General features: G+C 70.2%; 20 protein-coding genes. 13 read left to right on the top strand and 7 right to left on the bottom strand.

The features are described from left to right. Positions 1-183 precede the first annotated feature (183 nt). The 7 genes from ACH4RC_RS11525 to ACH4RC_RS11555 all read left to right on the top strand — a co-directional run bounded on the left by ACH4RC_RS11525 (position 184) and on the right by ACH4RC_RS11555 (position 3,178). The gene (locus ACH4RC_RS11525; protein WP_361080883.1) at positions 184-372 is read left to right on the top strand and encodes a hypothetical protein; all 189 of its coding nucleotides are present in this window, start codon (positions 184-186) and stop codon (positions 370-372) included. A gap of 41 nt (positions 373-413) precedes the next feature. Then, positions 414-1,061 (top strand): pilus assembly protein TadG-related protein, encoded by a 648-nt coding sequence (locus ACH4RC_RS11530; RefSeq protein WP_398199176.1) that lies wholly within the window; start codon positions 414-416, stop codon positions 1,059-1,061. Positions 1,062-1,093: 32 nt separating this feature from the next. After that, positions 1,094-1,687 carry a hypothetical protein gene (locus ACH4RC_RS11535; protein WP_398198399.1) on the top strand — a complete coding sequence of 198 codons (594 nt, stop codon included), beginning with the start codon at positions 1,094-1,096 and terminating at the stop codon, positions 1,685-1,687. A 1-nt stretch (position 1,688) separates the two neighbouring features. Continuing rightward, positions 1,689-2,327, top strand: a complete 639-nt coding sequence (locus ACH4RC_RS11540; RefSeq protein WP_398198401.1) for an OmpA family protein — start codon at positions 1,689-1,691, stop codon at positions 2,325-2,327. A 284-nt stretch (positions 2,328-2,611) separates the two neighbouring features. Further along, positions 2,612-2,737: a hypothetical protein gene (locus ACH4RC_RS11545; RefSeq protein ID WP_398198404.1), complete on the top strand. Its 126-nt coding sequence runs from the start codon at positions 2,612-2,614 to the stop codon at positions 2,735-2,737. Then, positions 2,734-2,958: a DUF397 domain-containing protein gene (locus tag ACH4RC_RS11550; protein WP_398198406.1), complete on the top strand. Its 225-nt coding sequence runs from the start codon at positions 2,734-2,736 to the stop codon at positions 2,956-2,958. The genes ACH4RC_RS11545 and ACH4RC_RS11550 overlap by 4 nt, the downstream gene beginning before the upstream one ends. Before the next feature lie 22 nt (positions 2,959-2,980). Then, positions 2,981-3,178, top strand: a complete 198-nt coding sequence (locus ACH4RC_RS11555) for a DUF397 domain-containing protein (protein WP_398198409.1) — start codon at positions 2,981-2,983, stop codon at positions 3,176-3,178. 13 nt (positions 3,179-3,191) lie between these two features. Here the strand turns inward: ACH4RC_RS11555 and ACH4RC_RS11560 are convergent, their stop codons facing one another. After that, positions 3,192-4,496 carry a cytochrome P450 gene (locus ACH4RC_RS11560; protein WP_398198411.1) on the bottom strand — a complete coding sequence of 435 codons (1,305 nt, stop codon included), beginning with the start codon at positions 4,494-4,496 and terminating at the stop codon, positions 3,192-3,194. A gap of 242 nt (positions 4,497-4,738) precedes the next feature. On the opposite strand from ACH4RC_RS11560, the gene ACH4RC_RS11565 reads away from it, so the two are divergent. Next, positions 4,739-5,545, top strand: coding sequence for a class I SAM-dependent methyltransferase (locus tag ACH4RC_RS11565; RefSeq protein ID WP_398198414.1), 807 nt, complete (start codon positions 4,739-4,741; stop codon positions 5,543-5,545). Positions 5,546-6,084: 539 nt separating this feature from the next. Here ACH4RC_RS11565 and mgrA read toward each other — a convergent pair. Then, a complete protein-coding gene (gene mgrA / locus ACH4RC_RS11570; RefSeq protein WP_398198417.1) occupies positions 6,085-7,122 on the bottom strand; it encodes an L-glyceraldehyde 3-phosphate reductase in 1,038 nt (345 codons plus the stop codon). 114 nt (positions 7,123-7,236) lie between these two features. Here mgrA and ACH4RC_RS11575 point away from each other — a divergent pair, with 114 nt between their 5' ends. The 4 genes from ACH4RC_RS11575 to ACH4RC_RS11590 all read left to right on the top strand — a co-directional run bounded on the left by ACH4RC_RS11575 (position 7,237) and on the right by ACH4RC_RS11590 (position 12,300). Continuing rightward, positions 7,237-8,010, top strand: a complete 774-nt coding sequence (locus ACH4RC_RS11575; protein WP_398198420.1) for an isoprenyl transferase — start codon at positions 7,237-7,239, stop codon at positions 8,008-8,010. Between the two features lie 356 nt (positions 8,011-8,366). Continuing rightward, positions 8,367-9,689 (top strand): PhoH family protein, encoded by a 1,323-nt coding sequence (locus ACH4RC_RS11580; protein ID WP_398198424.1) that lies wholly within the window; start codon positions 8,367-8,369, stop codon positions 9,687-9,689. A gap of 389 nt (positions 9,690-10,078) precedes the next feature. Next, positions 10,079-10,819: a transglycosylase SLT domain-containing protein gene (locus tag ACH4RC_RS11585; protein WP_398198427.1), complete on the top strand. Its 741-nt coding sequence runs from the start codon at positions 10,079-10,081 to the stop codon at positions 10,817-10,819. 131 nt (positions 10,820-10,950) lie between these two features. After that, positions 10,951-12,300 (top strand): AI-2E family transporter, encoded by a 1,350-nt coding sequence (locus ACH4RC_RS11590; RefSeq protein ID WP_398198430.1) that lies wholly within the window; start codon positions 10,951-10,953, stop codon positions 12,298-12,300. A gap of 48 nt (positions 12,301-12,348) precedes the next feature. Here ACH4RC_RS11590 and ACH4RC_RS11595 read toward each other — a convergent pair whose 3' ends face one another. Next, positions 12,349-12,879 (bottom strand): alkyl hydroperoxide reductase, encoded by a 531-nt coding sequence (locus ACH4RC_RS11595; RefSeq protein ID WP_398198433.1) that lies wholly within the window; start codon positions 12,877-12,879, stop codon positions 12,349-12,351. 27 nt (positions 12,880-12,906) lie between these two features. After that, on the bottom strand, positions 12,907-13,461 hold the full coding sequence (locus ACH4RC_RS11600) for a peroxiredoxin (protein ID WP_398198436.1): 555 nt from the start codon (positions 13,459-13,461) through the stop codon (positions 12,907-12,909). Between the two features lie 133 nt (positions 13,462-13,594). Here ACH4RC_RS11600 and ACH4RC_RS11605 point away from each other — a divergent pair, with 133 nt between their 5' ends. Further along, positions 13,595-14,533: a LysR substrate-binding domain-containing protein gene (locus ACH4RC_RS11605; protein ID WP_398198438.1), complete on the top strand. Its 939-nt coding sequence runs from the start codon at positions 13,595-13,597 to the stop codon at positions 14,531-14,533. Between the two features lie 309 nt (positions 14,534-14,842). On the opposite strand, the gene ACH4RC_RS11610 is transcribed toward ACH4RC_RS11605, so the two are convergent. The 3 genes from ACH4RC_RS11610 to ACH4RC_RS11620 are packed head-to-tail and all read right to left on the bottom strand — an operon-like array spanning position 14,843 to position 18,428. Beyond that, on the bottom strand, positions 14,843-17,221 hold the full coding sequence (locus tag ACH4RC_RS11610; RefSeq protein WP_398198440.1) for an FtsX-like permease family protein: 2,379 nt from the start codon (positions 17,219-17,221) through the stop codon (positions 14,843-14,845). After that, on the bottom strand, positions 17,218-17,904 hold the full coding sequence (locus ACH4RC_RS11615; RefSeq protein ID WP_398198443.1) for an ABC transporter ATP-binding protein: 687 nt from the start codon (positions 17,902-17,904) through the stop codon (positions 17,218-17,220). Before ACH4RC_RS11615 ends, ACH4RC_RS11610 begins: the two co-directional genes overlap by 4 nt. Next, positions 17,901-18,428 carry a PadR family transcriptional regulator gene (locus ACH4RC_RS11620; protein WP_398198446.1) on the bottom strand — a complete coding sequence of 176 codons (528 nt, stop codon included), beginning with the start codon at positions 18,426-18,428 and terminating at the stop codon, positions 17,901-17,903. Before ACH4RC_RS11620 ends, ACH4RC_RS11615 begins: the two co-directional genes overlap by 4 nt. Positions 18,429-18,464 lie beyond the last annotated feature (36 nt).

Raw genomic sequence — 18,464 nt, forward strand, 5'->3', positions numbered from 1 at the left:
GCTGGCACGCGATGACGCCCCGGGCAACACCCAGACAATATCCGGTCAAGCCCGGTCCCTATGTTGGCGAAACCGGGTGCGCAGGGTCGCAGTTCGCGTACGTTGCGTGTGTTGTTCTGGTTGCCCTGGAGGACGTGGCGGAAGGGGGTCCCCGTGATCAAGGACCGAGTGCGCGGGACGTGGATGACGTGGACGAGTTCACTGGGGGAGCGGGTCCGGGGGGCGCGGCGGGACGCCGGGGCCGGGTTCGTGGAGTATGCGGGGCTGATGATTCTGATCGCCGGGATCTTCACCCTCATCGACCAGTTGGGGCTGGACGGGCTGATCTCCGGCGCCATCGGCGACGCGGTCGACCGGGTCATCGGCGGCTGACAGCGGCGTCGCTGCGCGGCGATCGTGGTTCGACCCTCCCCATCTACATCTGGCTGACCGGCATCCTGCTCTTCGCCGCGTTCGCCTTCTTCGCGTTCGCCCAAGCAGCCTCGGCGCGCAACGGAGCGCAGTCGGCGGCCGACGCCGCCGCGCTGGCGGCGGCGCAGTCGGCCCGGGACGAGCTGATGGACGGGCTCGGCGACGCCTTGGAGGCCGGTGGCGGGGACGGCGACGACTGGCTGGACTGGCTGACCGGGGACAAGTACAAGGGCACCGATGCGGCGACCGCGGCCGACCAGCTCGCAGCCGAGAACGACGCGGAGGTGATCGGTGGCCCCGACGACACCGAGGTCAACGGCTCCCCTGGCTACTGGGTCGAAGTACGGACCCTTTACGCGGTCGGCGACACGATCATCCCTGGCACGGAGAACGACAAGGCGAAGGCTCATGCCACGGCGGTGATCGAACCTCGCTGCGACCTGCCCACGGACGTGGGCGCGGATCCCTCTCCCACCCCCGTGCCGGACCCGGACGCCGAAGGCGACGGGGACCCGGGCGCAGATGAGCCCGAGCCCGAGCCTGTCGAACTCGTCTGTGACGGCAACCCGGTCGAGATCGATCCCGGGGATTTCGACCCCGCCGACCTGCCCGACGCGTCACTGTTGTTCTCCGTCCACCTGGCCGACTGACGAGTGAACGACGAGAGAGGGAAGCCGCAGCGATGAACTTTCGGCGCACAACGACGACCCGCCGGGCGCTGGCCGCCGCGGCGATGACCACAGGACTCGTCCTCGCCGTGACCGGCTGTGGTGGAGACGGCGACGGGGGCGGCGAGAAGCCGACGGCCTCCCGGACGTCCGCGCCCGCCGACAAGGGCGACGATCAGGCGCCCTCCGAGTCCTCCACGGAGTCGGGCGAGCAGGTGCTCGCCGAGTCGAAGGACGGCGACGTGACCGTCTCCATCAACTCGGCGACCCGGGACCAGGGCGGTTTCGTCAGCGTGACCGGTACGGTCCGCAACGACGGGAGCGGTTCTTGGATGGCCGCCAACTGGCAGAGCGACGAGACCGAACTCGCGGTCAACGGAGGCTCGTTGTCCGGCGCCAGCCTGGTGGACCAACAGGGCAAGAAGAAGTACCTGGTCCTGCGCGACACCACGGGACGCTGCCTGTGCACGAAGTTCACCCGCCTGCGATCCGGCGACACGGCCACCTGGTACGCCCAGTTCCCCGCGCCGCCCGAAGGCACCACCGAGGTCTCCTTCCAGGTCGGCGCGATGCCCCCCGCCCCGATCGAGATCACCGAGGGCGACTGACATGCCCCGACGAAGCGTGACCGCAGCGCTGACCATGGCCACGGCCACGGTGGTGCTCGCCGCCGGAACAGCGGTGGCCGCCGACGACCCCACCCCCGCCGGCAAGGCGTCCGGCGCCCCACCCGGCACCACGTCGAGCTCCCCGCCCCCGCAAGTGGACGCCAACAGCCCCGGCCTGAAACTCGCCGACGGCGCGACGCTGGCCCCGGCGCGGGTCCTGGACATCAAGTCCGTCGTGGAAGACCTCTCCGGCGACGAACGCCGCTCCGACACCAACGAGAACGTCACCTTCGCCCTCCAGGCCGAGGTCCTCTTCCCCAAGGACAGCGACAAGCTCAACCCGGACGCCCGCTCTCGCATCCAGACGATCGCGGACGAGATCAACACGCAGAAGGCGGGCGCGGTCCGGGTCTTCGGCTTCACGGACAACCTGGGCTCGTACGCCCACGGCCTGACCCTTTCCAAGAAGCGCGCGGAAGCGGTCCACGACGAACTGAGCGCCGCGCTCGGCGCGCAGGGCGGTTCGGTCACGTTCCAGGTCCGCGGTTACAGCGAGGACTACCCGATCGCGGACAACACGACGGAAGAGGGCCGGAAGAAGAACCGCCGGGTGGAGGTGTCCTTCCCGAAGGGAGGCTGAACGGGCGCCGCCGCCCGCTCAGCCCGCCCCACTTCAGTCGGGTGTGCTGTGGAAGATGTCGGCCGCGTCTGTCACGTGGAGGGCGCGCTCTCGATGCCGAGTCGCAGCTGGGACGGTTCCGGGCGCTGCTGCATAAGGTGGGAAAGGCGGCCCTGGAACCCGTGCCGTCCCGCGACTTCATTCACCGACTGGCGAAGGAACTGTGAGGCGTACGGCATGACGGAGCCCATCCACTGGCAGAAGTCGACGTTCTCGGGGGCGGCGACGGCAACACCTGCGTAGAAGTGGCGACCGCACCCGGGACCGGATCCATCCACCTCCGTGAGAGCGACGACCCCGCACGGGAGATGGCCACGACCCCCGCGGCCCTCTCCCACCTCCTCCGCACCCTGAAGGACCCTGACCAGTGACCGAGATCCCCACCGACCTCACCTGGACCCGCGCGGCCCCCGAGGACGCGGAGGGCCCAGGCCCCTGGATCGAGATCGCGTTCGGCGCGGAGGACTTGGTCTACCTGCGCGAGACGTCGGACCCCGAGACGGTCGTCACCACCACCCGCAAGAAATGGGACGCCTTCGTACTCGGCGTACAGGCAGGGGAATTCGACCACTTCGTGGCCGATATGACCTGAGCGAAAGACTGTGAGGCACGGTATGCGCGAGCCCACGCATTGGCAGAAGTCGACGTTATCCGAGGGCGGCGACGGCAACACCTGCGTCGAAGTGCCGACGATGGCCGGAGTCGTCCACCTCCGCGAGAGCGATGACCCCACGACGGAGATCCCGGCCGCCCCCAGGGCGTCCTCCGGCCTCCTCTCCGCTCTGAAGGAGCCTTACGCGCCCCGGGCATAACCCCGGGCCGCCCTCACCCCGTCAACCGCACCGGCAACGAATCCACCCCGTACACGATCGACAGCTTCCGGAACTCCAGCTCCGCCGTCGGGACGCCGAGCCGCAACTCGGGGAAGGCGCGGACCAGTTGCGGGAACGCCGCCCGCAGCTCCATCTTGCCGAGCTCCGCCCCGATGCAGCGGTGGATGCCGTAGCCGAACGCCAGGTGGGAGGAGGCGGGCGGGCGCCCGGGAAGGAACGCCTCCATGTCGGCGCCGAGGCGCGGGTCGCGGTCCGCCGCGCTGAGCGAGACGATCACGACGTCGCCGCCGGCTATCCGGACCCCGCCGACCTCGACGTCCTCGCGGGCGAACCTCGGGAACGCCGTCTGGACCACGGTCAGATGGCGCAGGAGTTCGTCGACGAAGGGCGCCGCCACCGCCGCCGGGTCCTCCGCGTCGCGCAGCGCGTCGAAGTGCTCGCGGTCCTGGAGCAGGATCAGCGTGCCGAGGGCGAGCATGCTGGCGGTGGTCTCCAGGCCGCCGGTCAGGACGCCGTCGGCGAGGCCGGTCAGCTCCTCGTCGGTGATGTTGTCGCCGTGCTCGCGCACCAGCATGCCGAGCAGGCCCTCACCGGGGTTGCGCCGCTGCTCCGCGACGACACCGCGCAGGTAGTCCAGGGACTGCGAGACGGCCCCGAAGGAGGCGCCCGCCCCGCCGAGGACGTCGAAACGGGCCACCGAGAACTGCTGGAACGCGTCGCGCTCCTCGTACGGGACGCCCAGCAGCTCGCAGATCACCAGGGCCGGTACCGGCATCGCGAAGTGCTCGACGAAGTCGGCCGTGGAGTCGGGCGACTCGTGCGCCGCCTTCTCCAGGTGGAGCAGCTGCTCCTCGACGATGGCGTGGATGCGCGGTGTCAGACGGGAGAGACGGCGCATCGTGAACTCTGGGGTGAGCAGGCGGCGCAGGCGCGTGTGGTCCGGCGGGTCGCAGAAGCCGAGGCCGCCCGGGTTCTGGTCGGCGCCGGCCCCGCCCACGCCGACCAGGTGGCGGAAGTCGTTGCTGAACGCCTTCGCGTCGCCGAGGACCTCCTTCGCCTCGTCGTAGCCGGAGACCAGCCAGACCGTCATGCCGGGGATCGGCAGTCTGCTGACCGGTTCGCGGTCACGCAGCGCGGCTATCTCGGGGACCGGGTCGAGGCCGTCGCGGCGCAGCGGAAGCAGCGCCGCGTCGGGCAGCTTCGCCAGCACGGACAGATCGAGGCTGCCCCCCTTCTTCCGGAGCCGGGAGAAGTAGAGACGGGTCAGCCAGGTCGCTATCGCGGAACGTACGGACATGTGCTCGCATTTCTGCGGTGGGACGGGACGGGCCTACGGCTACCTGGACGGGTACGTGGGGGGCCGTGGTTCTGACGGGGCGCGGGGGTCCGCCAAGGGTACGTGCGTTCACCGGGTCCCACGGAAGAGGGGCCGCCCCGGACCGGAGCTGGGGCCACCCCTGACGTCGCCGCGGCACGGTCCCGGCGCCGCCGCGCACAAATGGAGATGTCCCGGGCCCCGCCCCCTGCGACCATCGGGCCATGAGCAGCAATGACGCCGACGCCCGCCGGAACATCCCGTACCCGGACCGCGGCTTCGAGGACCTGGTCGCCGAAGCCGTCGCCGAACCCACCGAGGGCTGGGACTTCTCCTGGTTCGAGGGGCGGGCCACCGAGGCGCGCCCGTCCTGGGGGTACGCGCGCTCGATGGGGAAGCGGCTCGCGCACGCCGGGGCCGCCCTCGATCTGCAGACGGGCGGCGGCGAGGTCCTGGACGAGGCGCCGGCGCTGCCGCCGCTGATCGCCGCGACGGAGGGCTGGCCGCCGAACGTCGAGAAGGCGACCCGCCGCCTCGGCCCGCGCGGCGTGGTCGTCGTCGCGTCCCCCGAGGACGCCCCGCTGCCGTTCGCGGACGCGGCCTTCGACCTCGTCACCAGCCGCCATCCGGTCGTGGCCCGGTTCACCGAGATCGCCCGCGTGCTGCGGCCCGGCGGCACGTACTTCGCCCAGCACGTCGGGCCGGGCAGCGCGTTCGAGCTCGTCGAGTACTTCCTGGGACCGCAGCCGGAGGAGGCCCGGCGGGCCCGGGACCCGTACGCGGAGAAGGCGGCGGCCGAGGCGGCGGGTCTGGAGGTCGTGGACCTGCGGGCGGAGCGGCTGCGCATGGAGTTCTACGACATCGGCGCGGTCGTGTACTTCCTGCGCAAGGTCGTCTGGATGGTCCCGGGGTTCACCGCCGACGCGTACCGGCCGCGGCTTCTCGCCCTGCATGAGCTCATCGGGAAGGAAGGGCCTTTCGTGGCGCACAGCACCCGGCATCTCATCGAGGCGCGCAAGCCGTCGTCGTGAGGGGAGTGGCGCAGGTCACGCGAGGTGCGGCCGCCTCAGGTAACCGATTCCGCATCGTTACCGACATCCACTCGATCCACACCTAAAGCTCACGTAAGTTCAGACCAACGGCAATTCGCGTGAGCAAAGCTGCGTGCCGGTACCGCGCGGCGGAGGGGGCCGCGCGGTGCCGTCCGCGTCCTTCGCCCGCCGCGCACCCGCCCGATGGGCGTACTCCGAATGCGCCATCTCCGCCGGGGCCGCTCCGCCGCCCCGGACGCGCGTCAACCGCGCGCACCACCCGCGAGAGGGACAGTGAAAGCCCGGGGCTGCCGCCGGAAACAAGGCGCCGGAGCGCTGGGGACCCCGCTGAGCAGCGGCCGGAAACGAACGGCCCGCCGTCGCCGGGTGACTGCGGAGAGTAGTTGTGACACGCGGATGCGCGCGCCCGCACTTACGAAGGGTTATGGTGGGAACCCCCCCTCGGGCCGGTCCGTCTCCCCCCCCACGGACCGGCCCGTTTTTTCTTCGGGGACTTCCCAGGTGCTCCAGGGGGCGTGTCAGCCCCGGTCTGCCCAGATGTTCGTGCCCGGCGTCGAGACCGCGAACGAGTCGATTTCGGTCAGCTCCGCGTCCGTGAGCTTCGGGCCCGCGAGCGCCGCCACGTTCTCCTCCAGCTGCTTCACGCTGGACGCGCCGATCAGCGCCGATGTCATGCGCTCGTCGCGCAGCACCCACTGCAGCGCGAGCTGCGCGAGCGACTGGCCGCGCCGGGAGGCGATGTCGTTCAGGCCGTTGAGCCGCCGCACGACCTCGTCGCTCAGCAGGTCAGGGTCGAGCGACTTGCCCTGTGTGGCGCGCGAACCCTCCGGGATGCCCTTCAGGTACTTGCCCGTGAGCAGGCCCTGCGCGAGCGGCACGAAGGAGATGCAGCCCATGCCGGCCGTCTCCAGGGTGTCGAGCAGGTGCTCGTCCTCGGTCCAGCGGTTGATCATCGAGTACGACGGCTGGTGGATGAGGGCCGGGACGCCCATCTCCTTGAGCAGGCGCGCCGCTTCGGCCGTCTGCTCGCTGTTGTAGGAGGAGACGCCGACGTACAGCGCCTTCCCCTGCCGCACCGCCGATGCGAGCGCTCCCATCGTCTCCTCGAGCGGAGTGTCCGGGTCGAAACGGTGCGAGTAGAAGATGTCGACGTAGTCCAGACCCATCCGGTTCAGGGACGCGTCGAGCGACGACAGCAGGTACTTGCGGCTGCCCCACTCGCCGTACGGGCCGGGGTGCATGAGGTAGCCCGCCTTGGTCGAGATGACCAGCTCGTCCCGGTACGGGGCGAAGTCCTGGGCGAACATCTTGCCGAAGTTCAACTCGGCGGAGCCGGGCGGCGGGCCGTAGTTGTTCGCCAGGTCGAAGTGGGTGATGCCCAGGTCGAAGGCGCGGCGCAGGATCGCGCGCTGGGAGTCCAGGGTGCGGTCGTCACCGAAGTTGTGCCACAGGCCGAGCGAGACGGCGGGGAGCTTCAGACCGCTGCGGCCCGTGCGCCGGTACTCCATCGTGTCGTACCGGTCGCCCGCGGCGACGTAGGGGGAGATGTCGTTCATGGAGACGAAACTACGTCAGGGCGGGCCACCGGGGCACGGGCAGAAGGGGTGCTGCCACAGGGGTAGGCTTTCGCCCTCGGGGACCGCCGTCTGCACGGAGAGGCTGAAAACACCGTGAACCTGCGCGACAGGCTGCGCCGCCTGCTGGTCGGGCTGTACGCACGCCGGGTGGAAGGCCACCTGGACCACGCCCAGGTGCCCAAGCACATCGGGGTCATCATGGATGGCAACCGACGCTGGGCGAAGGCCGCCGGCTCCACCGCCGCACAGGGCCACCAGGCGGGCGCCGTCAAGATCGAGGAGTTCCTCGGCTGGTGCAGCGAGACGGACGTCGAGGTCGTCACCCTGTGGCTGCTCTCGACGGACAACTTCGACCGGCCCCCGGAGGAGCTGGTCCCGCTGCTCGCCATCATCGAGGGCGTCGTACGCACCCTGGCGACCGACGGGCGCTGGCGCGTGCACCACGTCGGCGCCGCCGACATCCTCCCCTCCGGCCTGCGCACGGCCCTGAAGGAGGCCGAGGAGGAGACCGCCGGCCGGCCCGGGATACTGGTCAACGTGGCGATCGGCTACGGCGGCCGCCAGGAGATCGCCGACGCCGTCCGCTCGATGCTCCTCGACGCCGCCGACAAGGGCGCCAGCCTGGAGCAGGTCGCCGACGACGTCACCATCGACCTGATCGGCAAGCACCTCTACACCAGCGCCCAGCCCGACCCCGACCTCGTCATCCGCACCAGCGGCGAGCAGCGCCTGTCCGGGTTCATGCTGTGGCAGACGGCCCACTCCGAGTACTACTTCTGCGACGTCTTCTGGCCCGCGTTCCGCAAGGTCGACTTCCTGCGCGCGATGCGCGACTACGCCGCCCGGCACCGCCGCTTCGGCGGCTGACCCGGCGTCACCCCTCGTACCCCCGCGGACCGGCGGGGCAGGGATCCACAAGGGTCACCAGGAGTTAACGCACGCGTCGTCCTATGCCGTGGCATGGCTGCGCGTGTTCGAGGGAATAACACCTCCAGGTCGGTGTCCGAACCACGGACACCGGTTCTCAGCGGACGGCACGGGGCCGTCCGCCCGGGAGGCCCTTTGCACCAGGACGACCGTACGCAGGCGAGTACGGACGCGACTTGGAGGGCCGGCTCTCGGCCCCGCGCAGCGCGGCCGTCGACCGGCAGGTCGCTCCCGCCCTCCCGGCCCGGGATTCCCTCCGTCGCTCCCCGACCTCTTCCGAGGGGGTACGTCCTTCCGTGGTGACCAGCAACAAGCGCCACCAGCCAGACCGGCGCACCTATGTTCTCGACACCAGCGTCCTGCTGGCCGATCCGAACGCCATGACCCGTTTCGACGAGCACGAAGTGGTGCTTCCCGTCGTCGTGGTCACGGAGTTGGAGGCCAAACGGCACCACCCGGAGCTGGGGTACTTCGCCCGGCAGGCGCTGCGCCTGCTGGACGACTACCGCATCCGCTTCGGGCGCCTCGACGCCCCGATCCCCACCGGGGACCTGGGCGGCACGCTCCGCGTCGAGCTCAACCACTCCGACCCCAGCGTGCTGCCCTCGGGCTACCGCCTCGGGGACAACGACTCCCGCATCCTCGCGGTCGCCCGCAACCTGCAGGCCGAGGGGTTCGACGTCACGGTCGTTTCGAAGGATCTGCCGCTCAGGATCAAGGCGTCCTCGGTCGGCCTCCTCGCCGAGGAGTACCGCGCCGAGCTCGCCATCACGGACTCCGGCTGGACCGGCATGTCCGAGCTCTCGCTCCCCGCCGAGCAGGTGGACCTGCTCTTCGAGGAGGAGAGCGTGTACGTCCCCGAGGCGGCCGGCCTTCCCGTGCACACGGGTCTGACGATCCACTCCGAGCGGGGCAAGGCCCTCGGCCGCGTCACGCCCGAGGGGAACGTCCGTCTCGTGCGCGGCGACCGGGAGGCGTTCGGGCTCAAGGGGCGCAGCGCCGAGCAGCGGATCGCGCTCGATCTGCTCCTCGATCCGGACGTCGGCATCATCTCGATGGGCGGCCGGGCCGGCACCGGCAAGTCCGCGCTCGCCCTGTGCGCGGGCCTGGAGGCCGTCCTGGAGCGGCGCCAGCACAAGAAGGTGATGGTCTTCCGGCCGCTGTACGCGGTCGGCGGGCAGGAGCTCGGTTATCTGCCGGGCTCCGAGGCCGAGAAGATGGGGCCGTGGGCGCAGGCCGTCTTCGACACCCTCTCGGCGGTCACCTCGCGCGAGGTCATCGAGGAGGTCACCTCGCGCGGCATGCTGGAGGTGCTGCCGCTCACCCATATCCGGGGGCGCTCGCTGCACGACGCCTTCGTGATCGTGGACGAGGCCCAATCCCTGGAGCGGAACGTCCTGTTGACCGTGCTGTCCCGGATCGGGGCGAACTCGCGGGTGGTCCTCACCCATGACGTCGCCCAGCGGGACAACCTCAGGGTCGGCCGCTACGACGGTGTCGTCGCCGTCGTCGAGAAGCTCAAGGGCCATCCGCTGTTCGCGCACGTCACCCTCACGCGCTCGGAGCGGTCCCAGATCGCGGCCCTGGTGACCGAAATGCTGGAGGACGGTCAGATCTAGCCCGATTGGCCCCGCTTGGCGCCGCCCGGAGAAGCCAGAGAGCTTAACCGGGCGGCGTCTTGGCGCGCGTGCATTTCCGGAAAAGACTTGAGGCAAACGAGGTGTGACCTTTCACACCCGGCACAGAATTGCCTTGCGGCGTTCGCATACGGCAGAGTCTCGGTTCCGTCAGGCCCCGCATACGACACTCATGTGCCCCCAGTGGTACAGCGTCACCGCAGCACCTGCTGCACCTGAACTTCATAGTGATCGTCGTATGCCGCCCGAGCACCACGCGGCGCTCCCCGAGCGGGAGTTGCCCACCGGGCCCGTGCCTCCCGTGACCCGTCAGTTGGGAGGCCAGTGCCAGGGGCACGATCGCGTCCGCGAGGGTCACACTTCAGCGGGCGATGCTGGAAGGAAACCGTGTGAGCCGGATCTCGGTCCGGGGATTCGCAGTGGCTTCGGCCACCGCGGTCACCACCGTCGGCGCCGTCGTGGGTGTTGCCTCGGGCAGCACCGCTCAGCCCGCCTCGAACGAGGCCGGGGCAGCGGTCGGCGACGCGACCCTCCTCGCGGACATCCCGGCTGGACAGCAGGCGCAGGTGCAGACCGCGTCGCTGACCCAGCAGGCACAGACGCAGGCCATCGCGGCCGACAACGCGGCGCAGAAGACGGCGGAGGAGACGGCCCGCAAGCAGGCCGCCAAGGACGCCATCGCGAAGCAGAAGGACGCGCAGGCAGCCAAGGAGAAGGCCGAGAAGGCCGCCGAGGATGCGAAGAAGCGGGAGGACGCGGAGAAGATCACGAGCCGGTCCACCACCCGCGACGCGACGAGCTTCTCGGTCCAGTCGTCGTACTCCACCGCCCAGATCCAGGCGATGGCGCGGCAGATGGTGCCGGGCGACCAGTTCCAGTGCTTCAGCAACATCGTGAATCACGAGTCGAGCTGGAACTACCAGGCCACCAACGCCTCCTCCGGCGCGTACGGACTCTTCCAGGCGCTGCCCGCCGGCAAGTACGCGTCCGCGGGCTCCGACTGGCAGACCAACCCGGCCACGCAGATCAAGTGGGGCCTGAACTACATGAACGAGCGGTACCAGAGCCCCTGTGGCGCCTGGGACTTCTGGCAAGCCAACCACTGGTACTGAGCCGGCGCTCGACCTCGCTCAACCCCGCGGAGCCTCTCACCGTCCTACGGTGAGGGGCTCCGTCGTTGTACCGTCTTGATCCACAGGCTCTGGGGGGAGTGTTGAGAGCGCACGGGGGAAAGGGACGGATCATGTCGCGTGTGCCAGGCTGGCTCGGGAGAGTCGGCGCCGGAATCAGCAGAGTGGGCGAGCGCTTGGACGAGCGCCGGGCCGAGGGAGACGCCTTGTCCGCCGATGAGGAGCGTGACGAGTCGTCGCACGACCAGGTGCCGCCGCCGCCCGCGTACGCGCCCGCCGTGTCGGCCAGGCCCGAGCCGGCCGCCGCCGTGCCGTGGGGACTGCGCGTCGCCGCCGAGGCGTCCTGGCGCCTCCTCGTGCTCGCCGGCATGGTCTGGGTCCTGATGAAGGTCATCGCCTCGGTGCAGCTGGTGATCTTCGCGTTCGTCGCGGCGCTGCTCATCACCGCGCTCCTCCAGCCCACCGTGGCCCGGCTGCGCCGCCACGGCGTACCACGCGGCCTCGCCACCGCCCTCACCGCCATCCTCGGCTTCGTCGTCATGGGGCTCGTCGGCTGGTTCGTGGTCTGGCAGGTCCAGGAGAACATCGACAACCTCTCCACCCAGGTCCAGGACGGCATCGACGAGCTGCGCAAATGGCTGCTCAACAGTCCGTTCCACGTGACCGAGGACCAGATCAACGACACCGCCAAGTCGCTGCGCGACGCGATCGGCGCGAACACGGACGAGATCACCTCGGCGGGGCTCGAAGGCGTCACCGTCATCGTCGAGGCGCTGACCGGCATCCTGCTCGCGATGTTCTCGACGCTGTTCCTGCTCTACGACGGCAAGCGCATCTGGGAGTGGACGCTCAAGCTGTTCCCGGCGCAGGCGCGCCCCGGGATCGCCGGGGCCGGGCCCCGGGCCTGGCGCACGCTGACCGCGTACGTCCGCGGCACGGTCATAGTGGCGTTGATCGACGCCATCTTCATCGGCCTCGGCCTCTTCTTCCTCGGCGTGCCGATGGCGGTGCCGCTCGCCGTCTTCATCTTCCTGTTCGCGTTCATCCCGCTGGTGGGCGCGGTCGTCTCCGGCGCGCTCGCGGTGGTCGTGGCCCTGGTGACCCAGGGTGTGTTCACCGCGGTGATGGTGCTCGTCGTCGTCCTCGCCGTGCAGCAGATCGAGGGGCACATCCTGCAGCCCTTCATCCTCGGACGTGCGGTACGGGTGCATCCACTGGCCGTCGTCCTCGCGGTCGCCGCCGGCGGGATGGTGTCCGGGATCGGCGGGGCGGTGGTCGCGGTGCCGCTCGTCGCCGTGACCAACACGGTGGTCGGGTATCTGCGCTCGTGGTCGCAGGAGGCGGCGATGAAGCAGACGCCTGCTCCGCACGGGGCTACGGCGATGGATGTGGCGCCGGTTGAGCCGGATCAAGCCCCTCCGGCGATTGAGGAGCGGGGTCCGGGGCGGAGCCCCGCGACATAGGGAAAGGGGGCCCGGACGGGTCCGGGCCCCCTTCACTACAGGGACGTACTAGCTGAGCGCCTCTTCGGCGTCCAGGGTGACCGCGACCGCCTGGATGACGGAGGCGATCTTGAAGGCCTCCTGGACGACCTCACGGGAGACGTCCGCCTTGCGGAGCACCTGCTCGTGCGAGTCCAGGCACATGCCGCAGCCGTTGATCGCGGAGACCGCGAACGACCACAGCTCGAAGTCGACCTTGTCGACGCCCGGGTTGCCGATGACGTTCATCCGCAGGCCCGCGCGCATCGTCCCGTACTCGTTGTCCGAGAGCAGGTGACGCGTGCGGTAGAAGACGTTGTTCATCGACATGATGGCGGCGGCCGACTTGGCGGCCGTGTACGCCTCCGGCGACAGGTTCGCCTTCGCCTCGGGCTCCAGCTCGCGCAGGACGCGCGGGGAGCGGGCGGCGATGGCGGTCGCCAGGACCGTGCCCCACAGCTGCTGCTGCGGCAGGTCCGAGTTGCCGATGACCGAGCCCAGGTTGAGCTTCAGGTCCTTCGCGTAGTCCGGTATGGCGGACTTCAGTTCGTCGAGAGCCATGTCAGTGCCCGTACCCTTCCGTTTCCGTCACTCGCCCGAGAGGAGCGCGACCGGGTCGAGGGTCTCGTCGCCCTTGCTCCAGTTGCACGGGCACAGCTCGTCGGTCTGCAGGGCGTCGAGGACCCGGAGGACCTCCTTGGGGTTACGGCCCACGGAACCGGCGGTCACCATCGTGAACTGGATCTCGTTGTTCTGGTCGACGATGAAGACGGCGCGCTGCGCGAAGCCGTCCTCGCCCTCGATGCCGAGGTCACGCATGAGCTCGTGCTTGGAGTCGGCCAGCATCGGGAAGGGCAGGTCGGTCAGGTCCGGGTGGTCCTTGCGCCAGGCGTGGTGCACGAACTCGGAGTCACCGGAGAAGCCGAGGATCTGCGCGTCGCGGTCGGCGAACTCCTCGTTCAGCTTGCCGAACGCGGCGATCTCGGTGGGGCACACGAAGGTGAAGTCCTTGGGCCACGCGAACACGATCTTCCACTTGCCCTCGTAGGTCTTGTGGTTGATCTGCTCGAACTCCGAGCCCTTCTCCAGGGAGACACAGGCGGTCAGGTCGAACTCGGGGAACTTGTCACCGACGGTGAGCACACGCACTCCTTGCAGCGAGAAACCTCCCTTTTGAGGAGGTTTCCATGGGTTGGACTAGGTCCCGATCGTGGCACAGAGTGTATTGATTACGGAAATAGCTAGACTCGGTCGTGTTGATCGGAGGTGGCTATCAGTGGCCGTGAGAAAGAGGGCGCCCAGCCTGGCGCAACTACGGGCGTTCAGGGCGGTCGCGGAGCATCTGCACTTCCGGGACGCGGCGGCCGCGATAGGGATGAGCCAGCCCGCGCTGTCCGGGGCGGTCTCGGCCCTGGAGGAGACGCTCGGGGTGACCCTTGTCGAGCGTACGACGAGAAAAGTACTGCTCTCGCCGGCCGGTGAGCGGATCGCCGTGCGGGCGCGGGCCGTGCTCGACGAGGTCGGGGCGCTCATGGAGGAGGCCGAGGCGGTACGGGCGCCGTTCACCGGGGCGTTGCGGCTCGGGGTGATTCCTACGGTCGCGCCCTATCTGTTGCCGAGTGTGCTGCGGCTCGTGCATGAGAAGTACCCGGAGCTCGACCTTCAGGTGCACGAGGAGCAGACGTCGTCGCTGGTGGAGGGGCTCACGGCGGGGCGGCTCGATCTGTTGCTGCTCGCCGTGCCGCTCGGGGTGCCCGGAGTCGCCGAACTCCCGCTCTTCGACGAGGACTTCGTGCTTGTCACTCCGTTGGATCACTGGCTCGGCGGGCGGGAGGGGATTCCGCGGGAGGCGTTGCGTGAGCTGAATCTGTTGCTGCTCGACGAAGGGCACTGTCTGCGGGACCAGGCGCTGGACATCTGCCGGGAGGCGGGGCGCTCGGACGCGCCCGTCACGACGACCGCGGCGGGGCTCTCGACGCTGGTGCAGTTGGTCGCGGGCGGGCTCGGGGTCACGTTGCTGCCGCGGACCGCTGTCGCCGTCGAGACCAGCCGGAGCAGTCAGTTGTTGACCGGGTATTTCGCTGAGCCCGCGCCTACGCGGCGGGTCGCTCTCGCTATGCGGGTGGGGGCCGCGCGGGCCGGGGAGTACGAGGAGCTGGCCTCGGCGTTGCGGGGCGCTCTGCGGGATCTGCCGGTTCGGGTTCTTCGGGGTTGAGGGTTTCCGGTTGCGGGCGGGTGCGAGTGCGTCGTGGCTGGTCGCGCAGTTCCCCGCGCCCCTGGAAGGCGGCCTGGCGGCCTGCCTTCGGGGCGCCGTTGGGGGTTGACGGCGGTGGGTCGGCTCGGGTGCGTCGTGGTCGCTCGCGCAGTTCCCCGCGCCCCTGGCGTTCGCGGCTTCGCCGCTGCTCCATCGGGGCGCGGGGAACTGCGCGACCGGCCACCGCGTACCGGTACGCGGTGGCCGTCGGTGACCGTCAGCGGCGCCTCGGTGGCCGGCGCCGGTGGTCGGTCGGCGCGCCGTTCAGGGTTACTCCGTCCGCAGACCGTCCGCCCGCATCAGGCGCCACAGCGGCGGCATGCTGAGCAACGTGACCGCTGCGATCGCCGCCAGGCCCACTCCCGCCAGGGGCAGGAACAGGAACCAGTCCGTGACCGGCTTGTCGACCATGCGGAGCATCAGCCAGCCGAGGAGGAGGCCGCCGCTGACGGCCACCGCCATGCCGAGGACGACCGGGATCGCCGTCTGCCACAGGACCGACCAGGCCAGGGTCGCGCGGCGGGTGCCGTAGGCGACCAGGACCGAGAGGAGGCGCTTGCGGTCGCGGAGCTGTTCGATCTGGGAGACCAGCATCGAGGCCGCGATCAGCGACATCGTGAGGGCGGCCGCGGTGAACAGGGACCGGCGGATGCTCGCGTACTCCGAGTCGCGCTCCTCCGAACGGTAGTTCCACACGTGCATCCCCGGGTCGAGCCGGAACGCGGTGTTGCGGACGAACTCGACCGCGTCCGGCACCGAACCGTCGATCTGGATCTGCGCGGACGTCGAGGCGTTCTCGATCTTCGCCGCGTCCAGGGCGGCCGGGGTGGCGAGGACGCCGCCGAAGAGGTGGCCGCCGGGGTCGACGCGGGAGTGGACCAGGCGGGCCTTGGCGGGCAGCGTCCACCGGTCGGTGGGCACGTCGCCGAGGACCAGCTCGGCGCCGGGCTTGGCGACGCTCGTCAGGTCGGTGTCGTCGTCGGGGTACTCGGAGCCCGTGACCCGGAAGGTGTCGCCGTCCTGGCAGGACGGCAGTTTCGCCAGCTCACGCAGGGTGGAGCAGGTGCCGACGGAGACCGACACGGAGCGCGCGTCGTCGTCGTCCGGGTCGGCGCCCGCCGGGGAGGCCCAGGTGTCCACCGTACCGATCACCGACTTGACGCCCTTGGTCGTCCCGAAGTCCCGCACCATCCGCTCGGCGAGTTCCCCGTCGCCGACACTGGTGTTCACGCCGACCTGGGCCCGGCTCGGGTCCTCTTTCGTCGTCTTGGTGAAGTCGTCGTTGATGCCGACGGTGAACATCTGCAGGGCGATGCCGCCCGCCACGGCGATGGTGATCCCGGCGACCGTACGGCTCGCGGCGTTGCTGCTCAACTGGAGCCTGCGCGTCGCGAGTTGCCACGGTACGGGGCCGCCGCGCAGCCGGTGCACGACCGCTTCCACGATCCACGGCATCACCAGGACCAGACCGAGCAGCGTCAGGGCGATGCCCGCCGAGATCTGTATGACGCCCATCGTGCCCACCGCGTCCGCCGAACCGGACGTCAGCAGGAGGAGCACGCCGAAGACCGGCACGGGCAGCCGCCACCACAGCCGCCGGCCCCGGGCACGGCCGCTGCGGACGACGCCCAGCGGTTCGATCGCCACCGAACGCAGCGCGAACACGGTCACGGCGACCGCCGCGACGGGGACCGCGAGCAGGATCAGCACGGCGAGCGCGGGCACCGGCGACACGTCCGAGGGGAACGCCGAGAGCCGCCAGATCTTCACGACGCCGAGCACCTGCCGCCCGCCGAAGAAGAAGACGGCACCGCACGCGAGGCCGACCAGCGTGCCGAACAGAGCCTCGCCCGCCGCCATCCGGCGCGTCATCCGCGCGTCCGCGCCGACCAGGCGCAGCGCGGCCAGACGCCGGTCGCGCCGCTCGCCGCCGAACCGTACGGCCGTCGCGATGAAGATGGCGACCGGTACGAGGAGGACGACGCAGGCGAGGACGATGAGGACGATGAGGACCGGGTCGAGCGGCCCGTTCTCGTAGGACATGCCGAAGTGGTCGACGCGGGAGGCGTCGCGCTCGGCGCTCAGGCTGTCGCTGCCGATGTACAGGTACTGCTCGAAGGGGTCGCCGAGGCCCGCCTCGGAGATCGTGCCCACGACGCGGTACGGGTAGCGCTCCTTGAGGAGCTCGTTGCCAGGGGCGTCGAGCGCCTTCCGCAGCTCGGGCGAGACCACCATCTCGCCGGGGCCGGGCAGCTTGCCGACGCCGGGCGGCAGCGGCGGATGCTGGCCCTCGGGGCGCACCAGATAGCCGCCGACCGAGTCGTCCCGGAAGCTGGAGGAGGCGTCCAGCATGAGCATCGTGCGGTCGCTGCGCTCGAGCTGCCCCTCCGTCCCGACGCCCATCTGGCGGGCGTCGGCGCGCACGTCACGCTGGTGCAACAGCGTCGGCACGGACGCCGCGCCGAGCAGCAGGGCCACGCCGAGGCCGACGCCGAGCGCGGTCAGCATCGTACGGATCCAGCCCTCGCGGCCGCCGGAGACGGCGAAGCGGATGCCGAGGCCGAGGTCGCGCAGCCAGCCCTTCGGCCCTGACGGACCGCCTTGAGAGGGTGGCGCGGTGGTGTTCCGGTGGTCGTCCAGGAGCGTCATCCGATGAACTCCATGTCCCGCGACTTGCCGTCCCGTACGACGATCTCGCGGTCCGAGTAGGCCGCGACCCGCGTCTCGTGCGTGACGAGGACGACGGCGGTGTTCGAGCCGCGGGCCGCGTCGGTGAGCAGCTCCATGACGCGCTCGCCGTTGAGCGAGTCCAGGGCGCCGGTCGGCTCGTCGGCGAAGAGGACGCGGGGGTTCGTGACCAGGGAGCGGGCCACGGCGACGCGCTGGCCCTGGCCGCCGGAGATCTCGCCGGGCCGCTTGCCCGCGAGCCCCTCGACCTCCAGGCGCTCCAGCCACTGGTCCGCCCGGCCCTCGGCCTCCTTGCGCTTGACGCCGGTCAGGCGCAGCGGGAGCGCCACGTTCTCGACGCAGGTCAGCTCGGGGACCAGCTGGCCGAACTGGAAGACGAAGCCGAACTCGGTGCGGCGCAGGGCGCTGCGCTGGGCGTCGGACATCGCGGTCAGGTCGCGGCCGTCGTACCGGATCGTCCCGGAGTCCGGGGTGACGATGCCCGCGAGACAGTGCAGGAGCGTCGACTTGCCCGAGCCCGAGGGGCCCATGACGGCGACGATCTCGCCGGGGTGGATGGTGAACGCGGCGCCGTCGAGCGCCGGGGTGGGCCCGTACGCTTTGCGCAGGTCGTGGGCGGTGAGAAGGGATCCGGCGGGGGTCATGACGGGCGCACCTCCGCGGCGAGCTTGTCGAGGCGCGCGGCGGTCAGTTCCAGCCAGCGCAGGTCGGCTTCCAGGTGGAACAGGGCGTGGTCGCAGATCAGCTGGTCGGCGAGGTCGCCCTTGCGCTTGCGGTCCGTGAGGATGCGCATCAGACGCAGGTGCTCGGCGCGCTGGCTGTCGAGGATCTGCGCCGCGTCGCGCTCGGTGAGCAGCGCGAGGACGACCTTGGTGTAGAGGGTCGACTGAAGGTACGGCTCAGGCTTCTCCGGGGTCGCGAGCCACTGCCGTACGTCCGTGACGCCGGCCTCGGTGATCGCGTACCGCTTCCGCTCGGGGCCGCCGCCGGGCTCGATCCCGTCGACCTCCACGAGGCCGTTCTTCAGGAGGCGGGACATGGTCGAGTAGACCTGCCCGTAGTGCAGCGGCTTGTCGTGCCCGAACGTCTCGTCGAAGGTGCGCTTGAGGTCGTAGCCGTGGCGAGGCCCGGCTTCCAGGAGCCCGAGAAGGGTGTGACCGATGGACATGGGGAGGACTGTACACGGCGTGTATACCTGGTGTGT

Source organism: Streptomyces sp. NPDC016845, from assembly GCF_044332585.1.
Lineage (GTDB): Bacteria > Actinomycetota > Actinomycetes > Streptomycetales > Streptomycetaceae > Streptomyces.